At 66.4% G+C, this 14,773-nt stretch carries 18 protein-coding genes, 1 tRNA gene and 1 riboswitch; of the genes, 7 read left to right on the top strand and 12 right to left on the bottom strand.

Annotated features, from left to right (window positions below; translation table 11 throughout):
- Positions 1 to 7: 7 nt before the first annotated feature.
- The 4 genes from MG068_RS07345 to MG068_RS07330 all read right to left on the bottom strand — a co-directional run bounded on the left by MG068_RS07345 (position 8) and on the right by MG068_RS07330 (position 3,237).
- Positions 8 to 505, bottom strand: a complete 498-nt coding sequence (locus MG068_RS07345; protein ID WP_049400371.1) for a pyridoxamine 5'-phosphate oxidase family protein — start codon at positions 503 to 505, stop codon at positions 8 to 10.
- Positions 506 to 573: 68 nt separating this feature from the next.
- Positions 574 to 1,569: an LLM class flavin-dependent oxidoreductase gene (locus MG068_RS07340; RefSeq protein ID WP_132809779.1), complete on the bottom strand. Its 996-nt coding sequence runs from the start codon at positions 1,567 to 1,569 to the stop codon at positions 574 to 576.
- 222 nt (positions 1,570 to 1,791) lie between these two features.
- Entirely contained in the window at positions 1,792 to 2,559 is a 768-nt protein-coding gene (locus tag MG068_RS07335; protein ID WP_132809778.1) for a sulfurtransferase, read from the bottom strand.
- Positions 2,560 to 2,871: 312 nt separating this feature from the next.
- On the bottom strand, positions 2,872 to 3,237 hold the full coding sequence (locus MG068_RS07330) for a DUF6164 family protein (protein ID WP_132809777.1): 366 nt from the start codon (positions 3,235 to 3,237) through the stop codon (positions 2,872 to 2,874).
- Positions 3,238 to 3,308: 71 nt separating this feature from the next.
- Between MG068_RS07330 and MG068_RS07325 the strand changes: the two genes are divergently transcribed.
- Both MG068_RS07325 and MG068_RS07320 read left to right on the top strand, forming a co-directional pair.
- Positions 3,309 to 3,743, top strand: a complete 435-nt coding sequence (locus MG068_RS07325) for an FKBP-type peptidyl-prolyl cis-trans isomerase (protein ID WP_004152813.1) — start codon at positions 3,309 to 3,311, stop codon at positions 3,741 to 3,743.
- Positions 3,730 to 4,977: a TIGR03862 family flavoprotein gene (locus MG068_RS07320; protein ID WP_132809776.1), complete on the top strand. Its 1,248-nt coding sequence runs from the start codon at positions 3,730 to 3,732 to the stop codon at positions 4,975 to 4,977. Before MG068_RS07325 ends, MG068_RS07320 begins: the two co-directional genes overlap by 14 nt.
- Positions 4,978 to 5,085: 108 nt before the next feature.
- On the opposite strand, the gene MG068_RS07315 is transcribed toward MG068_RS07320, so the two are convergent.
- The 4 genes from MG068_RS07315 to MG068_RS07300 form a co-directional block, all read right to left on the bottom strand.
- The gene (locus MG068_RS07315; protein ID WP_132809775.1) at positions 5,086 to 5,547 is read right to left on the bottom strand and encodes a GNAT family N-acetyltransferase; all 462 of its coding nucleotides are present in this window, start codon (positions 5,545 to 5,547) and stop codon (positions 5,086 to 5,088) included.
- A gap of 160 nt (positions 5,548 to 5,707) precedes the next feature.
- Complete coding sequence (locus MG068_RS07310; protein WP_049420983.1) at positions 5,708 to 7,330, bottom strand: FMN-binding glutamate synthase family protein; 1,623 nt, start codon at positions 7,328 to 7,330, stop codon at positions 5,708 to 5,710.
- Between the two features lie 55 nt (positions 7,331 to 7,385).
- Positions 7,386 to 8,672 carry a nucleotide sugar dehydrogenase gene (locus MG068_RS07305; RefSeq protein ID WP_032128936.1) on the bottom strand — a complete coding sequence of 429 codons (1,287 nt, stop codon included), beginning with the start codon at positions 8,670 to 8,672 and terminating at the stop codon, positions 7,386 to 7,388.
- Between the two features lie 142 nt (positions 8,673 to 8,814).
- Positions 8,815 to 9,249 (bottom strand): BLUF domain-containing protein, encoded by a 435-nt coding sequence (locus tag MG068_RS07300; protein ID WP_032128935.1) that lies wholly within the window; start codon positions 9,247 to 9,249, stop codon positions 8,815 to 8,817.
- A gap of 131 nt (positions 9,250 to 9,380) precedes the next feature.
- Between MG068_RS07300 and MG068_RS07295 the strand changes: the two genes are divergently transcribed.
- Positions 9,381 to 9,467: transfer RNA gene (locus MG068_RS07295), tRNA-Leu, on the top strand.
- 23 nt (positions 9,468 to 9,490) lie between these two features.
- On the opposite strand, the gene hemN is transcribed toward MG068_RS07295, so the two are convergent.
- Complete coding sequence (gene hemN, locus MG068_RS07290; RefSeq protein ID WP_132809774.1) at positions 9,491 to 10,900, bottom strand: oxygen-independent coproporphyrinogen III oxidase; 1,410 nt, start codon at positions 10,898 to 10,900, stop codon at positions 9,491 to 9,493.
- Between the two features lie 44 nt (positions 10,901 to 10,944).
- On the bottom strand, positions 10,945 to 11,385 hold the full coding sequence (locus tag MG068_RS07285) for a group III truncated hemoglobin (RefSeq protein WP_132809773.1): 441 nt from the start codon (positions 11,383 to 11,385) through the stop codon (positions 10,945 to 10,947).
- A 179-nt stretch (positions 11,386 to 11,564) separates the two neighbouring features.
- Here MG068_RS07285 and MG068_RS07280 point away from each other — a divergent pair, with 179 nt between their 5' ends.
- Both MG068_RS07280 and MG068_RS07275 read left to right on the top strand, forming a co-directional pair.
- On the top strand, positions 11,565 to 11,852 hold the full coding sequence (locus MG068_RS07280; RefSeq protein ID WP_010486039.1) for a hypothetical protein: 288 nt from the start codon (positions 11,565 to 11,567) through the stop codon (positions 11,850 to 11,852).
- Complete coding sequence (locus MG068_RS07275; protein ID WP_132809772.1) at positions 11,849 to 12,898, top strand: 4Fe-4S dicluster domain-containing protein; 1,050 nt, start codon at positions 11,849 to 11,851, stop codon at positions 12,896 to 12,898. Before MG068_RS07280 ends, MG068_RS07275 begins: the two co-directional genes overlap by 4 nt.
- A gap of 1 nt (position 12,899) precedes the next feature.
- On the opposite strand, the gene MG068_RS07270 is transcribed toward MG068_RS07275, so the two are convergent.
- Positions 12,900 to 13,136, bottom strand: coding sequence for a hypothetical protein (locus tag MG068_RS07270; protein WP_032128931.1), 237 nt, complete (start codon positions 13,134 to 13,136; stop codon positions 12,900 to 12,902).
- Between the two features lie 353 nt (positions 13,137 to 13,489).
- On the bottom strand, positions 13,490 to 13,699 hold the full coding sequence (locus MG068_RS07265; protein WP_032128930.1) for a helix-turn-helix domain-containing protein: 210 nt from the start codon (positions 13,697 to 13,699) through the stop codon (positions 13,490 to 13,492).
- A gap of 111 nt (positions 13,700 to 13,810) precedes the next feature.
- Between MG068_RS07265 and MG068_RS07260 the strand changes: the two genes are divergently transcribed.
- A complete protein-coding gene (locus MG068_RS07260; RefSeq protein WP_010486043.1) occupies positions 13,811 to 14,212 on the top strand; it encodes a transcriptional regulator in 402 nt (133 codons plus the stop codon).
- A gap of 22 nt (positions 14,213 to 14,234) precedes the next feature.
- Positions 14,235 to 14,298, top strand: a riboswitch (Fluoride riboswitch).
- A gap of 82 nt (positions 14,299 to 14,380) precedes the next feature.
- A complete protein-coding gene (gene crcB, locus MG068_RS07255; protein ID WP_032128929.1) occupies positions 14,381 to 14,773 on the top strand; it encodes a fluoride efflux transporter CrcB in 393 nt (130 codons plus the stop codon).

Here is a 14,773-nt window from a genome sequence, read left to right as displayed (position 1 = left end):
TCGGCCATCATCGAAGGTCGATGAATCCGTTGTCGGCCAACGCCGCCGGTTCGTCCTGCACGGCTGACAGCACGAAACTCAGCGCTGTGCCCAGCAGCGTGCCCGGTCCATCCCAGTACTCGGCCGAGTCGGCGCGCACCTGGATCAGGCGCAGGTTCGGGTCGTCCTTGCCGCCCGGGAAGAACAGCTTCATCGCTGGCGACCACAGTTCCTCGATCTTCGCGCGATCATCAACCACGCGCGCGCGCCCGGCCACCGACACATAGGTGTTCTTCGATGGCGAGGCATAGGCCACGTTGACGCGCGGGTCGAGCGCAATTTCGGCCACTTTCGGGCTGTCGGCAGTGATGACGAACCACAGATCACCGTCGAAGGTGACCTGCTGGGTGGCCAGCGGCCGGCTGTAGAGGCGGCCGTCGACGCCGGTGGTGGTGAACATCGCCACCTCCACGTCCTTGATCAGTTCTGCCAGTTGGGCAATGTGTTCGGCGCGGGTGTCGGCCATGTGGGGGCTCCTTCGATATGAGCCCCCATCAGACGCGGTTCGGCCGCAATGGGCCGTGACGCAATTGTTCAGCCCGCGTGGCGGGCGTGCCAGGCCTGCATGGTCAGTTCGAACGAGCGCAGGCGCGCGCGGTGGTCGTACAGGTTGGCGGTGAGCATCAGCTCGTCGGGCTTGTGCCGTTCGACGAACGCGGCGATGCCTTCCGCCACCTGCTGCGGATCCCCCAGCACGGTGCAGGCCAGTGCCCGCTCCACGCCCACTTTTTCGTGCGGCTCCCAGAAGGACTCGATGTCGTCGATGGGTGCCGGAATCTTGCCTGGTCGACCACGACGCAGGTTCACGAAACTCTGCTGCTGGCTGGTGAACAGGCGCCGCGATTCGGCTTCGCTGTCGCTGGCAACGACGTTCAGGGCCAGCATCGCGTGCGGCTGCTTCAGCGTGGCCGATGGGCGGAACTCGCGGCGGTACACCGCCAGCGCCTCGTCCATCACGTCCGGTGCGAAGTGCGAGGCGAACGCGTACGGCAGGCCCATCGAGGCAGCCATGCGCGCACCGAACAGGCTGGAACCGAGGATCCAGGTCGGCACCCGCAGGCCGCCACCGGGAACGGCCTGCACCGCCTGCCCGGGCTGTACCGGCTCGAAGTAGTGCAGCAACTCGCGTACGTCCTGCGGGAACTGGTCGGCGCTGTCGAAATAGCGGCGCAGTGCGCGCGCGGTCGGCTGATCGGTGCCCGGCGCACGGCCCAGGCCGAGGTCGATGCGGTCCGGGTACAGCGAGGCCAGCGTGCCGAACTGCTCGGCCACCTGCAGCGGCGCATGGTTGGGCAGCATGATGCCGCCTGCCCCGACGCGGATGCGCTTTGTTCCACCGGCGACGTGGCCGATCAGCACGGCGGTGGCCGCGCTGGCGATGCCAGGCATGTTGTGGTGTTCGGCCAGCCAGTAGCGGCGGTAGCCCAGCGCATCGGCGTGCTGGGCCAGTTCCAGCATGTTGGCGAAGGCGGCGGTGGTGTCACTGCCCTCGCAGACCGGGGCCAGGTCAAGGATCGACAACGGGATCATCAGCAGTTTTCCGTCACAGGATTCCACATGCATGGGGTCGGCCGGGCGCGGCGGCCAGTGACGGTGGCGGGATGCTGATTCCCGTGGGACGGGTTCAGGGCCCGCCGGACCGATCCGGGGTGCCCTGATCCGCGCCAAGCGCGATTGGTAGTGCCGGCCGCTGGCCGGCATACAGGTAGATCGCTTCGCAGCCGGCCAGCGGCCGGCTCTACCAAGGAAGCGTCAGAACGCGCTGGGGCGCGGCTCCGGCAGCGGCTGGTCGACCATCGGCTTCAGCTCGGCATCCAGCGCCACGCGCTCGTCGAACACGAAGCAGCGGCCTTCGTAACCTTCGCCGCCCACCTCCTCGAAGTAGCCGAGGATGCCGCCATCGAGCTGCAGCACGTTGTCCATGCCGTCGTTGACCATCCACAGCGCGGCCTTCTCGCAGCGGATGCCGCCGGTGCAGAAACTGACCACGGTGCTGTCCTTCAGCGCCTCGCGGTGCGGCGCCAGCGCCTCGGGCAGGTCGGTGAACTTGTGGATGGGCAGCACCAGCGCATCCTTGAAGGTGCCGTACTCCACTTCCTGCAGATTGCGCGTATCGAGCATGACCACCGGCTTGCCGGCGTCATCATGCCCCTGCCGCAACCAGCGCTGCACGGTAGCCGGATCGACCGCCGGTGCACGCGGATACTCCAGCGGCTGGCCGTCATCACGGCGGAAGCTGATGATCTCGTCCTTCACCTTGGCCTTCAGCCGCGCGAACGGCTGATGCTCGCTCAGGCTGGTCTTGACCCGCATATCGGCAAAGCGCGCATCGGCATGCAGCGCCGCATAGAAACTTTCGACCGCCTCCGGCCCACCCGCCAGGAACAGGTTCAGCCCCTCGCCCGCCACCAGGATCGTACCGCGCAGCTGCGCCGCCTCGGCACGTGCCAGCAGCTGGTCGCACAAGGCCTGGGGGGCGTCGATGACGGCGAAATGGTAGGCAGCGGTATTGGCGATCATCCCGCCATTTTAGCGCCAGACCACTCCAGGGTCAGATTTTCACGTTCATCCACGCATGGCGTGGATCTACAGAGTTCATGAACCTGTCAGAGGCGTGGCGGTGTGGGCAGGCGGGGGCGCAGAGCGCCATGGATGGCGCTCTACGAGGCACGCAGGAGCAGTTTTTGCCGTCCCCCGCCTGCCCACACCGCCACGCCATCCCACGGAATGCCAGCTGTTGCTGTTGCTGTTGCTGTTGCTCTTGCTGTTGCTGTTGCCGGCCAGCGGCCGGCACTACCGCGGGTGCCGGGTGCAACCCGGCCAGAAGCCCCATTACCCCCGCAACAGCACGAACGGCAGCAGCACCAGCGCCGCCGCACCGGCCATCGCCACCAGCACCAGCACCACATATACCGGCCGGCGCCGGAACAGGCTGCCGAAGGTCTCCGCCGTCCCCTCGCGCAACGCCTGCTCGCGCTCGGCACGGATGCGCGGCCCGCGTTCGGCCTGGTACTCGGCCATCAGCGCCTTCGCACGCGGATGATCGGCGTCCTCGCGCAGCCACAGGCCGCCGTTGGAAATGCCCCAGGGGCTGGGTTCGGTGCGATACCAGGCGATGCCGTGCTGGTCGAGCAGCGTGCAGACATCGGCGTATTCGTCGTCGCCGACATTGCGCAGATTGAGCAGGAGTTTTGCCATGCCCCCCATGATACCCGGCGCCGATGCGCTACCCTTGCCGCCCTCGCCCTGCGCCCTTCCGGAGACGCCCGATGCGCCGCCTGCTGCTTCCCCTGCTGCTGTCCCTCGCCGCCGTTGGCTGCTCGACCGAACCGTCCGGCCCACCGCCGGGTGGCACCCTGACCACCTTCGAGCGCATCGATACCGTCCCGGGCACCGGCACCGAAGCCGTTGCCGGCAACAAGGTCACCGTGCACTACACCGGCTGGATCTACGACAACCGCACTGAAACCAAGCACGGCAAGACCTTCGACAGCTCGGTCAGCCGTGGCGAACCGTTCACCTTTGCGCTCGGCGCCGGCCAGGTCATCCGCGGCTGGGATGAGGGCGTGGCCGGCATGAAGGTCGGCGGCAAGCGCACGCTGATGATCCCGCCGGACTACGGCTACGGCGACCGCCGGGTTGGCCCGATCCCGGCCGGCTCGTCGCTGGTGTTCGATGTCGAGCTGCTCGATGTCAAACCGTAATACCGCAACGCCTCCACGGGTCGCCGTCATCGGCGGCGGCCCGGCCGGCCTGTTCGCCGCCGAGCGCCTGCGCGCCGCTGGGCTGCAGGTGGACCTGTACGAGGCCAAGGGTTCGCCCGGCCGCAAGTTCCTGATCGCCGGCAAGGGCGGGCTCAACCTCACCCATTCCGATCCGCGGCCGCTGTTCGACAGCCGCTACCGCGAGCAGGCCTCTACCGTGGGACGCTGGCTGGACGGCTTCGACGCGCAGGCGCTGCGCGACTGGGCTGCCGGCTTTGGCGTGGAGACCTATGTGGGCAGCTCCGGCCGCGTGTTCCCGGTCGACCGCAAGGCAGCCCCACTGCTGCGCGGCTGGGTGCGCCGCCTGAAAGAACAGGGTGTGCGCCTGCACGCCAACCACCGCTGGATCGGATGGAGCGACGACGGCGCCCTGCGATTTGAAACCGAAGACGGCGCCGTTGAAGTGCATGCCGATGCTACCGTGCTGGCCATGGGCGGCGGCAGCTGGCCGCAGCTGGGCAGCGACGGCGCCTGGGTCTCGCCACTGCAGGCACGTGGCGTGGACATCGCACCGCTGCAGTCGGCCAACTGCGGTTTCGACGTGGACTGGACGCCGTTCTTCGCCCAGCGCAATGCCGGCGCACCGTTGAAGCCGGTGGTCGCGCACTGGCTGGACCTGGCGGGACAACCGCAGTCGCTGCAGGGCGAGTGCGTGGCCAGCGAGTACGGCATCGAAGGCAGCCTGATCTACGCATTGGCCGCAGACCTGCGCGAAACCATCAACCGCGATGGCCACGCGATGCTGTGGCTGGACCTGGTACCGGGCCGCGATGAAGCACGCCTGCTGGCCGACCTGTCACGCCCGCGCAAGGGTCGCAGCTTCGGCGAGCACCTGCGCCGCCAGGCCGGCCTGGATGCAGTGAAAGCCGCACTGGTGTTCGAGATGCTGGGCAAGGAAGCGGGCAACGACCTGCCTGCCGTGGCAGCTACGCTCAAGCGCCTGCCCCTGCGCCTGCTGCGCCCCCGGCCGATGGCCGAGGTGATCAGCACCGCCGGTGGCGTGCGCCTGGATGCGCTGGATGATGGCCTGATGTTGCGGGCAGTGCCCGGCGTGTTCTGTGCCGGCGAGATGCTGGACTGGGAGGCGCCGACAGGTGGCTACCTGCTGACCGCGTGCTACGCCAGTGGCCTGCGTGCTGCGGAAGGCGTGATCGGGTGGCTGGCGGCGCGTTGACACCTGCGTTGTAGAGTCGAGCCATGCTCGACTGCTTTTGATTCAGGCGATAGAGCAGTCGAGCATGGCTCGACTCTACAAAAACCATCGAGCAAGCCCGACGCTACATCACCACGGCCGGCGCATGCTCACCGAAGCCAGCGCCACGCCACTGGGATGCGGATAGGTCTCTTCGCGCACGCTGATGAACCCGTGCCGTTGATAGAACGGCACGGCATTGAGCGAGGCCGACAGCACTACCTCACGATCACGATCGGCCATCGCCAGCAGGCGCTGCATCAGCGCCTGGCCGATGCCCTTGCCGCCGCGATCCGGATCGACGAACAACGCATCAACCTCGTTGGCATCGGTATCAAACACGCCGAACCCGAGCAGGACACCCTGCCCGTCCTCGGCCACCACGCAGCCCCCCTGCGACAACAGCCGCGCGTACTGCGACGGTGGCGGCGAGGCAGACCAGGGCGCGATGACCTCGGGAGGGTAATGGCTGCTGCAGATCTCGCGCACGCAGCGCGTACGCAGGGCCCACAGCCTGGCCACATCATCCATGGTGCCGGTCCTGAACTGCATGACGCCTCCTTGTAGAGCCGAGCCCATGCTCGGCTGTTCTTCGTTCCAACAGCGCGATGCCTGATTGAAAGGCAGTCGAGCAAGACTCGACTCTACAGAATCGTTAATCTCGACGCCTGATCGAAAGGCAGTCGAGCAGGGCTCGACGCTACAGCAACGGTTACCGCGACTTGCTGGCGCGCAGCGCCTGGATCTTCGGCGGCGGCTGGAACGAGTCGCTGCGTGCATCGGCCCAGAACGCATGGAACACCGCATGGTCGGGCACCTTGTGCAGCAGTTCGCCTGGTTCCAGGTAGCGGTACAGCGAGGCCAGCGAACGGATTTCCACCGGTGAGACGCGGCGCAGGATGTGCTCCGGCCCCAGCTCGGCAGGATCGTTCAGGCCCGCCGCACACAGCAGCTCCTTCAGGGCGTGCAGCGTGTGCTCGTGGTAACTGTACACACGGGTGGCCTTGTCCGGTGCATCCAGATGCTTCCAGCGTGCCGGGTCCTGGGTCGCGATGCCGGTCGGGCACTTGTCGGTATGGCAGCTCAGTGATTGGATGCAGCCCAGCGCGAACATGAAGCCTCGGCCGGCATTGCACCAGTCAGCCCCCAGCGCGATGGTCCGCGCGATGTCGAACGCGCTGGTGATCTTGCCGGCCGCACCGATGCGGATGCGATCGCGCAGATCCAGGCCGACCAGAGTGTTGTGCACCAACAGCAGCGCTTCGTGCATCGGCACGCCGACATGGTCGACGAACTCCGCCGGTGCCGCACCCGTGCCACCCTCGGCGCCGTCGACCACGATGAAGTCCGGCAGCAGCCCGGTTTCCTGCATCGCCTTGGCAATGCCGAACCACTCCCACGGGTGGCCGATGGCCAGCTTGAAACCGACCGGCTTGCCACCGGACAGCTCGCGCAGGCGTGCAACGAACTGCAGCAGCTCGACCGGCGTCGAGAACGCCGAGTGACGCGACGGCGACACGCAGTCCACACCCATCGGCACGCCACGCGTCACCGAGATCTCGGCGGTCACCTTCGGCGCCGGCAGCACACCACCGTGGCCGGGCTTGGCGCCCTGCGACAGCTTGATCTCGATCATCTTGACCTGATCATGGGTGGCATTGGCAACGAAGCGTTCCTCGCTGAAACCGCCCTTCTCGTCACGGCAACCGAAGTAGCCCGAGCCAATCTCCCACACCAGGTCGCCGCCCATCTCGCGGTGGTAGGGCGAGATTGAACCTTCGCCGGTGTCGTGATAGAAGCCACCGCGGCGTGCGCCTTCGTTCAGCGCGCGGATGGCATTGGCCGACAGCGAACCGAAGCTCATCGCCGAGATGTTGAACACGCTGGCCGAATAAGGCTTGGCACAGTTCGGGCCGATCAACACACGGAAGTCATGCTTGGCGATGGCGGTCGGTGCCAGCGAATGGTTGATCCACTCGTAATCCACCGCATAGGTGCTGCGCAGGGTGCCGAACGGCACCGTGTCCATCTCGTTCTTGGCGCGCTGGTAGATCAGTGCACGCTGCTGGCGCGAGAACGGCACGTCTTCCAGGTCGCTCTGCACGAAGTACTGGCGGATCTCCGGGCCGATCGATTCCAGCCCGTAGCGGAAGTGCGCCATCACCGGATAGTTGCGGCGCAGCGTGCTGCGCTTCTGCAGCAGGTCCCAGGTCCCCAGCGCCACCATCGCGGCAGTCAGGCCGACGCCCCAATACCAGGCCGGCCAGATCGTGGCCAGCCACAGGCATATCGGGAACATCAGGATGGCGAGCAGGTAGACGATATACCGGTGCATGGCTTTCCTCGGTTGCAACTGCCCCCGAGTCTACCGCGCCGCCCGCTGCCAAGGCTTACAAGCGATCGTCAACCACGTTGCGCGGCCAGGCCGATTTCACGTCGTAGACCAGGCCTCCCGGCGCCAGCAGGCCCCGGATTGCGGATTCATCCATCGCCTTGAAACGGGCGTGGGCCACCGCCAGCACCACCGCGTCATAACACCCCGCCCCGGGATCGGCCAGCCAATCCAGGCCCTCGCCGGTCAACGCCGCCGGGCCGACCCAGGGGTCGCTGACCTCCACCTGCGCACCGGCATCGCGCAGGCGTTGCGCCAGCTCCAGCGCGCGGCTGTTGCGCAGGTCCGGGCAATCCTCCTTGAAGGTCACGCCCAGTACCAGGATGCGTGCGTCCGCCGGCGCACGGCCACGCTCGGCCAGCATCGCCAGCACCCGCGCCGCCACGTGCTCGCCGACGCGGTTGTTGACCTGTCGTGCGGTGTGGATCAGGTCCGGGTGATAGCCCACGCTCTCGGACTTGTGCAGCAGATAGTACGGGTCCACGCCGATGCAGTGGCCGCCGACCAGCCCCGGCCGGAACGGCAGGAAATTCCACTTGCTGCCGGCGGCGTCCAGTACGTCCTGGGTATCGATGCCCAGCCTGTCGAAGATCAGGGCCAGCTCGTTGACCAGCGCAATGTTGACGTCGCGCTGGATGTTCTCGACCACCTTGGCCGCTTCGGCCACCCGCATCGACGGTGCCGGGAAGGTACCGGCGGCGATGATGCGCTGGTACAGACCATCAATCACCGCAGCAACTTCCGGTGTCGAGCCGGAAGTGATCTTGCGGATGTCGGCCAGGCGCCGCTGGCGGTCGCCGGGGCTGACCCGTTCCGGGCTGTAGCCGCAATAGAAGTCTTCGTTGAAGCGCAGGCCCGAACCCTGCTCCAGCAGCGGCACGCACACTTCCTCGGTGGTACCGGGGTAGACCGTGGACTCGTAGATCACCAGGTCGCCGGCGCGAAGATGACTGGCAATCAGCCGTGTCGCCGAACGCAGGGGCTCCAGGTCGGGCTGCTCGTAAGCATCGATCGGGGTCGGCACGGTGACGATGTAGACGTTGCAGGCATCGAGCAGTGCGGGATCGCTGCCGTACTGCAGCAGCTGCGCACTGGCCAGCTCGTCGGATTCCATTTCCAGCGTGTGGTCCTGGCCGTTGCGCAGCTCGGCGATGCGACCGGCATCGATATCGAAACCCAACGTCGGCCACTGCCGGCCAAACGCCACCGCCAACGGCAGGCCGACGTAGCCCAGGCCGATCACCGCAAACCGAGGTGCGCTGGCCGCCGCTACCGGCGCACTCATCGGCACATCCCGCGCAACGGATGCGATCGCACATACGCTGCCATGGCCTCGGCCAACACACTCATCTGCTGCACCACTCCGGAAAACCTGCGCCAGAAAGGGTACAGCCTACCGGCCCCGGCGCCCTGCCGCCAAGGCGGGCTCAGGACCCCAACGCCACCGCGGCCGGTTCCAGTTCGCCGTCTGCGCCGGTCCAGGCCTGCAGCAGGCGCTCGAATCCACCGCTGCCAAGCAGGAAGCCGGGCCACGCGGCGTCGACGATCTGTGCCAGCAGCTCCGGTTCGATCCGCCGCGTGCCCATCGACCAGCGCGGAAATGCGCGCTGCACCACGGGGGCACGGCACAACACTTTCAGCTGCCCGTGGCTGCGCGCATTGAGGATGCGCTGGAACACCGAATCGATGCCGTCCTCCGGGCCCTCGAGATACTGCAGGAAGCGCGCTCCGTCGAACATCAGCACACCGGTGACACCGGCTACACGATTGAATGCCGTGGCGTCGGCCAGCAGGCGGTCAAGATCGGTTGTCTGCAGATCGGCGCGGGCCTCACTGGCATAGGCAATCGCGTGCAGCGACATCAGGTGGCTCCCCCCCTGGGAACGATGGCAGGGACTATGACATGAATGCGATCGACAGTTAAGCACGCCGCGGCCATGATGCAATCCGGTTGCGGAACCGCAGGTGGGCTACAATCGGCGCCGCGCTGCAGGCCCGGATGGCGAAACTGGTAGACGCATCGGACTTAAAATCCGCCGACCGCAAGGTCATGCCGGTTCGATTCCGGCTCCGGGCACCACACGCACGCAGCACGTCCCGCTTTCAGATCGCCCGCGAATAACGTGGTTGCTCGTGCGCGGCACGCAGATACGGGTCAAAGCACATCGCCAGCAGCCGCAGCAGCGGTCGCCCGGGTTCACTGGCGCGCACCACGCCATCGCGGTATTCGGCCAGGCCGTCTTCCTGCAGCCGCTGTACCGAACGCAGGTCCTCGGCAAAGTACTGCTCGAAATCCACGCCGTGACGCTGCCCCAGCAGCACGCCATCCACCTCGCCCTGGCACATCAGCTGCTGGATCAGTTCCGCGCGCAACTGGTCGTCGGCACTCAACGCCACGCCGCGCCAGACCGGCAGCTGGCCCTGGTCCACCGCATCCTCCCACGACGGCAGGTCGCGCGGATTCTGGCTGTAGGTGGCACCGATGTGGCTGATCGCACTCACGCCCAGGCCGAGCAGATCGGTATCGGCGTGGGTGGTATAGCCCATGAAGTTGCGATGCAGCTGGCCGGCGCGTTGTGCGCGCGACAGATCCTCTTCCGGCAACGCAAAGTGATCCATGCCGATGTACTGGTAGCCCGCCGCGGAGAGCTTCTCCACCGCCAGGCCCAGCAGCGCCAGCTTGTCTTCCGGTGACGGCAAGCGGCTTTCGTCGATCTGCTTCTGCGCGCGGAACAGATGCGGCAGATGCGCGTAGCCGTAGACCGCCAGGCGGTCCGGGCGCAGCGCCAGCACCAGCTCGAGGGTGCGACCGAAGCCTTCCAGGCTCTGTCCCGGCAACCCATAGATCAGGTCGACGTTGACCGATCGCATGCCGCTGTCGCGGCAGGCGCGCAGGATGTCCAGCGTCTGCTGCACGCCCTGCACGCGGTTGATCGATTCCTGCACCTGCGGATCGAAATCCTGCACGCCCAGGCTGGCCCGGTTGAAGCCCAGCCGCGCCAGCATGGCGACGTCGCGGGTGTCGATGAAGCGCGGATCGAGTTCGATCGAGAAATCGCGCTGCGGCGAATCACTGAAATCGAAGCGCCGGCGCAACCCTTCCACCAGCGTGGTCATCGCTTCGGCATCGAGGAAGTTCGGCGTACCACCACCCAGGTGCAGCTGGATCACCTCGCGGCCGTCATCGAACTGCGGCGCCAGCAGGTCGGCCTCGGCCAGCACGCGTGAGACGTAGCTGTGGCCACGACCGCGATCACGGGTGATCACCCGGTTGCAGCCGCAGTAGAAGCAGGGGCTGGAACAGAACGGCACATGCACGTACAGCGACAGCGCACGGGCCAGCTGGTTGCTGTCGGCGATCGCCTGGCGCAGTGCCGGCGCGTCGAAGCCATCATGGAAATGCGGCGCGGTCGGGTACGAGGTGTAGCGCGGGCCCGGCCGGTCGTGCCGGCGCAGAAGATCGGGGTCGAAGGTCCAGGCCAGGCCACCAGCGGCGGGAGAGAACGTGTCCATGCCGCCAGCATCGCGCCGGGCGGCCTGCGCCGCCTTGACCCAGATCAATCCTTGGCAGGGATGCCCAGCACCGGCAGGCCGACCTGCGGCCAGCGCAGCATCTGGTAGCGCTTCCAGAAGGTGTCACCGATGCGCGCGGCCACGTCGTTGGCCAGCTCCTGCATCGGATGGTTGTTGCATTCGGCGGTGGTGATCCGGAACAGCACCAGCCAGCGGTCGAACAGGTCCTTGTCCAGCTCGATGGCCATGTGCTTGGACATCGGCGAGCCCTTGAACCGGCGGGTGCCGCGCAGCATCGCCGACCAGAAGTCGACCAGTTGCGCCAGGTGCTCGGGCCAATCGTGGACGTGTGCGCCGAACACCGGCCCCAGCCGCTCTTCCTCGCGCACGCGGGCATAGAAGTCGTGAACCAGGCGGGTCACTTCCTGCTCGGTGCACAACTCGGGCGAGGCGACGGGGAGGACAGGCGGCGGTGTTGCGTTCATCGGGGTACCCAAAGCGTGCCGGCAGTGTGCCGCAGCCGGCCATCACCACCGTTGATCCAGATCAATGTCGGCGCAGTCCGCTGCGCCTAGGCTGGCACGCTTGCAGGAAGCATGCCCTGCGGATGCGGCGCCGACCCTGGCGAAGTATACGCGCCGCCCACTTTTCGATCCGGGACAGCATGAACAGACCTTCTCCCAACCGCCGCCAGCGGCTGATCCAGCAGTGGGGCGCCATCCTCTGGCCCAGCTTCATCGCCGCCGGCGTGGCCAGCGTAGTGTTCTTCGCCTTCGTCGATCCATTGCGCCTGCAGGCCATCAGTTTCCCGGGCACCGCAATCAGCCGCGAACTGGGTTACACGGCGGGATTCTTCATGTTCTGGTCGGTGACGGCACTGTCCAGCGCGGTCACCTGGTACCTGCAGCGGCCCATGCCGAGCGATGACGACGACGAGCTGCCGCTGGGATGAGCACGTCATGTACCCGGACTCCCCGTCCCTGGCACTGGCGCGGCACGCTCAGCGCCGCCCTGCTGGCGCTGTTCTACGCACTGCCGTGGCTGCGCTGGGAGGGCCGCCAGGCGCTGCTGCTGGACATCAACGCGCGGCGATTCGACCTGTTCGGCTGGACCCTGTGGCCCGGCGACGTCGGCGTACTGATCGGCCTGCTGGCGGTACTGGCCGTCGGCCTGGCGCTGCTTACCCACCTCGCCGGACGCATCTGGTGCGGCCATGCCTGCCCGCAGACGCTGTGGCGGCGCGCCTTCGACTGGATCGCCCGCAGCGCGGCCCGCATGCTGCCGGCACCTGCTGTACGCCCGGTCACCCAGCTTGCCTGGGGACTGCTGTCAGTGTGGACCGGCATTACCTTCGTCGGCCTGTTCAGCCCGATCACCGGCTTGCTGGCCGCCGCGCCAAACGCTGGCTGGAGCGGCTGGGAAACGTTCTGGGTACTGTTCTATGCCGCTGCCACCTGGGGAAACGCCGGTTTCCTGCGCGAGCAGGTCTGCCGTTCGCTGTGCCCGTTCGCACGCATGCAACCACTGCTGACCGATCCGCATACGCCGCGCATGCTGTACGACGCCCGTCGCGGTGAGCCGCGCGGGCCACGTCCATCCGGGCTCGGCGGGGTGCTGGGCCGTGGCCGCGGCCTGCTCGACCCGACCACTGCGCAGGACTACGTATTCCGCGCCGCGCATCCGCTGCTGGCTGGACCGATGCCGACCTTCAGCGCCGACCGTCTGGGTGATTGCACCGATTGCGCGGCCTGCGTCATTGCCTGCCCGATGCAACTGGACATCCGACAGGGACCGCAAGCCGATTGCCTGGCCTGCGGTGCCTGCCTGGAGGCCTGCGCACAACAGCAGCACCGGGCCGGTTTCGGTCCGGCGCTGGTGCGCTACTGCAGTCCGCAGGCAATGGCCGGACAACCGAAGCGCCTGTGGCGCCCCCGGACGTTGGCGCTGCTGTCCTTGTTGCTGGTGCTGCTTGCCTGCGGCGCCTGGCGCCTGCTCTGAATCAACGCGACCCGCTGGCGTGCGGCGGCACAAGCTGCGCACGCCGGACGATGCCCAGCTGTTCGATGATCAGCGCCATTTCGTTGGTGACTTCGGTACGCTCGGTCCCCTGCGGGACCAGACGGTCCAGCACCTGCTGGTAGGTATCCCAGAACGCCGGACCGCATCCGTGTTTGTGGTAACTGGCTTCCAGTTCGCGGCGTACCCGTTCAGCCAAGCCATGCATGCCGTATTCCATACGACCTCCGTTGGACTTGTTCTGCATTGTTGACGGTCTACCGACTCACTTGCGTGCTACTGAAAGACTCCCAGGCTTCACGCTTGGTTGACTCCAATTAGTCATAGATTTCACGACAGGTCAATTACATGCGGCGACTTTAGCGATTGAAATTATTAATCGTTCACGAAACTACATACGGGACCCCGGGGCCCCCGGATGGGGTGAAGCCGACAGGCCGCGGGAACCATGGACCGATGACTCCAGTAGATGGCGCCGATTGTGACCCTCAGATCGATCGATCTTGCCTATTTCGCTAAGCATACTTAGCAAATTGCGCTTAGCGTGCTAAATGCGACAAAAGGCGGCGCAAGTCAGATGGATTCGCCCGCCGACGCTTCTGTCGTGGGGAACAGGTTCGGATAGCGCTGATGCAGGATGTACTGCCGCAGGGCCGGAATCGGGAAATCCTTCGGCCATTGCGACACTGCGGAACGGCTGATGCCAAAGAAGCGGGCCAGTTCGGCATCGGTCTGGAATCCCAGCCGGGTGCGCACCTGCCGCTTGCTCCAGAATTCGGTCACGGTCGGTCCTTCTGTTAACCAGACTGATTCTTGCGACAAGGCTTCTTCGCAATCCACGCGTTAAGCTGGCTTGCATAGATGAATACTCTCGGCCAACGACTCGCGGCAGCCATGAAGAAAGCCGGGCACCCACGCCCGGCCGATCTGGCACGCGCCGCCAAATCAACGACAGCAACCATCAGCAACTGGCTCAACGACCACGTGAGCGCCTCCCACGTGAAAGCCGAACAGCTGTTCCGCATCGCCGATGCGGCCAAGCTGGACGCACGCGAGCTGCTGTACGGGGTCAGCGGGCTCGGCGTCGGTGAGCCTGGCAGTGCCTACATCCCCAGCCAGGCCCATCTGGATGTCTGGCAGGACGCCTACGAGCTGGTCAGTCACCTGGTGGCCGAGAACGGGCTGGAGATCGACCATCGCCGCCATGCAGCGTTGGATCTGCTCGCGTTCGAACTGCTGATGGATGGCTTCAGCCGCAGCAAGGTCGCCCGCGTGCTGACGACCTCGATGACGTGAATGCACCGCCGCTGGTAGCATGGACCGCGATGGGGATGGGGCTCCCCCGATAACCGCCTGAGAAGGCTGATGGCTCCTGCCAGGACGAACCCGGTGTTCGTCGACGGCAGGTCGTGCCTGCCCTCGGCGTTCGCCATTGCCCCTGCGAACCCGCATTCGAGGCACGCCATGCAAACACTGAACAATTATTTCCTGGTCTTCGTCGGAGGCGGCATCGGTGCCTGCCTGCGCCATGCCTGCAACCTGATCGGCGCGCGGGTGGCCGTCGGCAGTCCCTGGCCCTGGTCGACCTTCCTGATCAACGTCAGCGGCGCCCTGCTGATGGGCGTGGTGGTCGAGGTCTTCGCGATGCGCAATGGCGCCTCGCCGCAGCTGCGCCTGCTGCTGGCCACCGGCATCCTCGGCGGCTACACCACGTTTTCCACCTATGCGCTGGAGATCGGCCTGCTGCTGCAGCGTGGCCAGCATGGGCTGGCGGCACTGTATGCCGGCGGCTCGGTGGCACTGGGCCTGGCCGGCCTGTTCGGTGGGATGAAGCTGGCCCGGCTGGTGCTCGGCTGA

Source organism: Stenotrophomonas sp. ASS1 (assembly GCF_004346925.1).
GTDB lineage: Bacteria > Pseudomonadota > Gammaproteobacteria > Xanthomonadales > Xanthomonadaceae > Stenotrophomonas > Stenotrophomonas maltophilia_A.
Note: the sequence above shows the minus strand (reverse complement) of the source record. Positions and strands in the feature narration are given on the sequence as shown.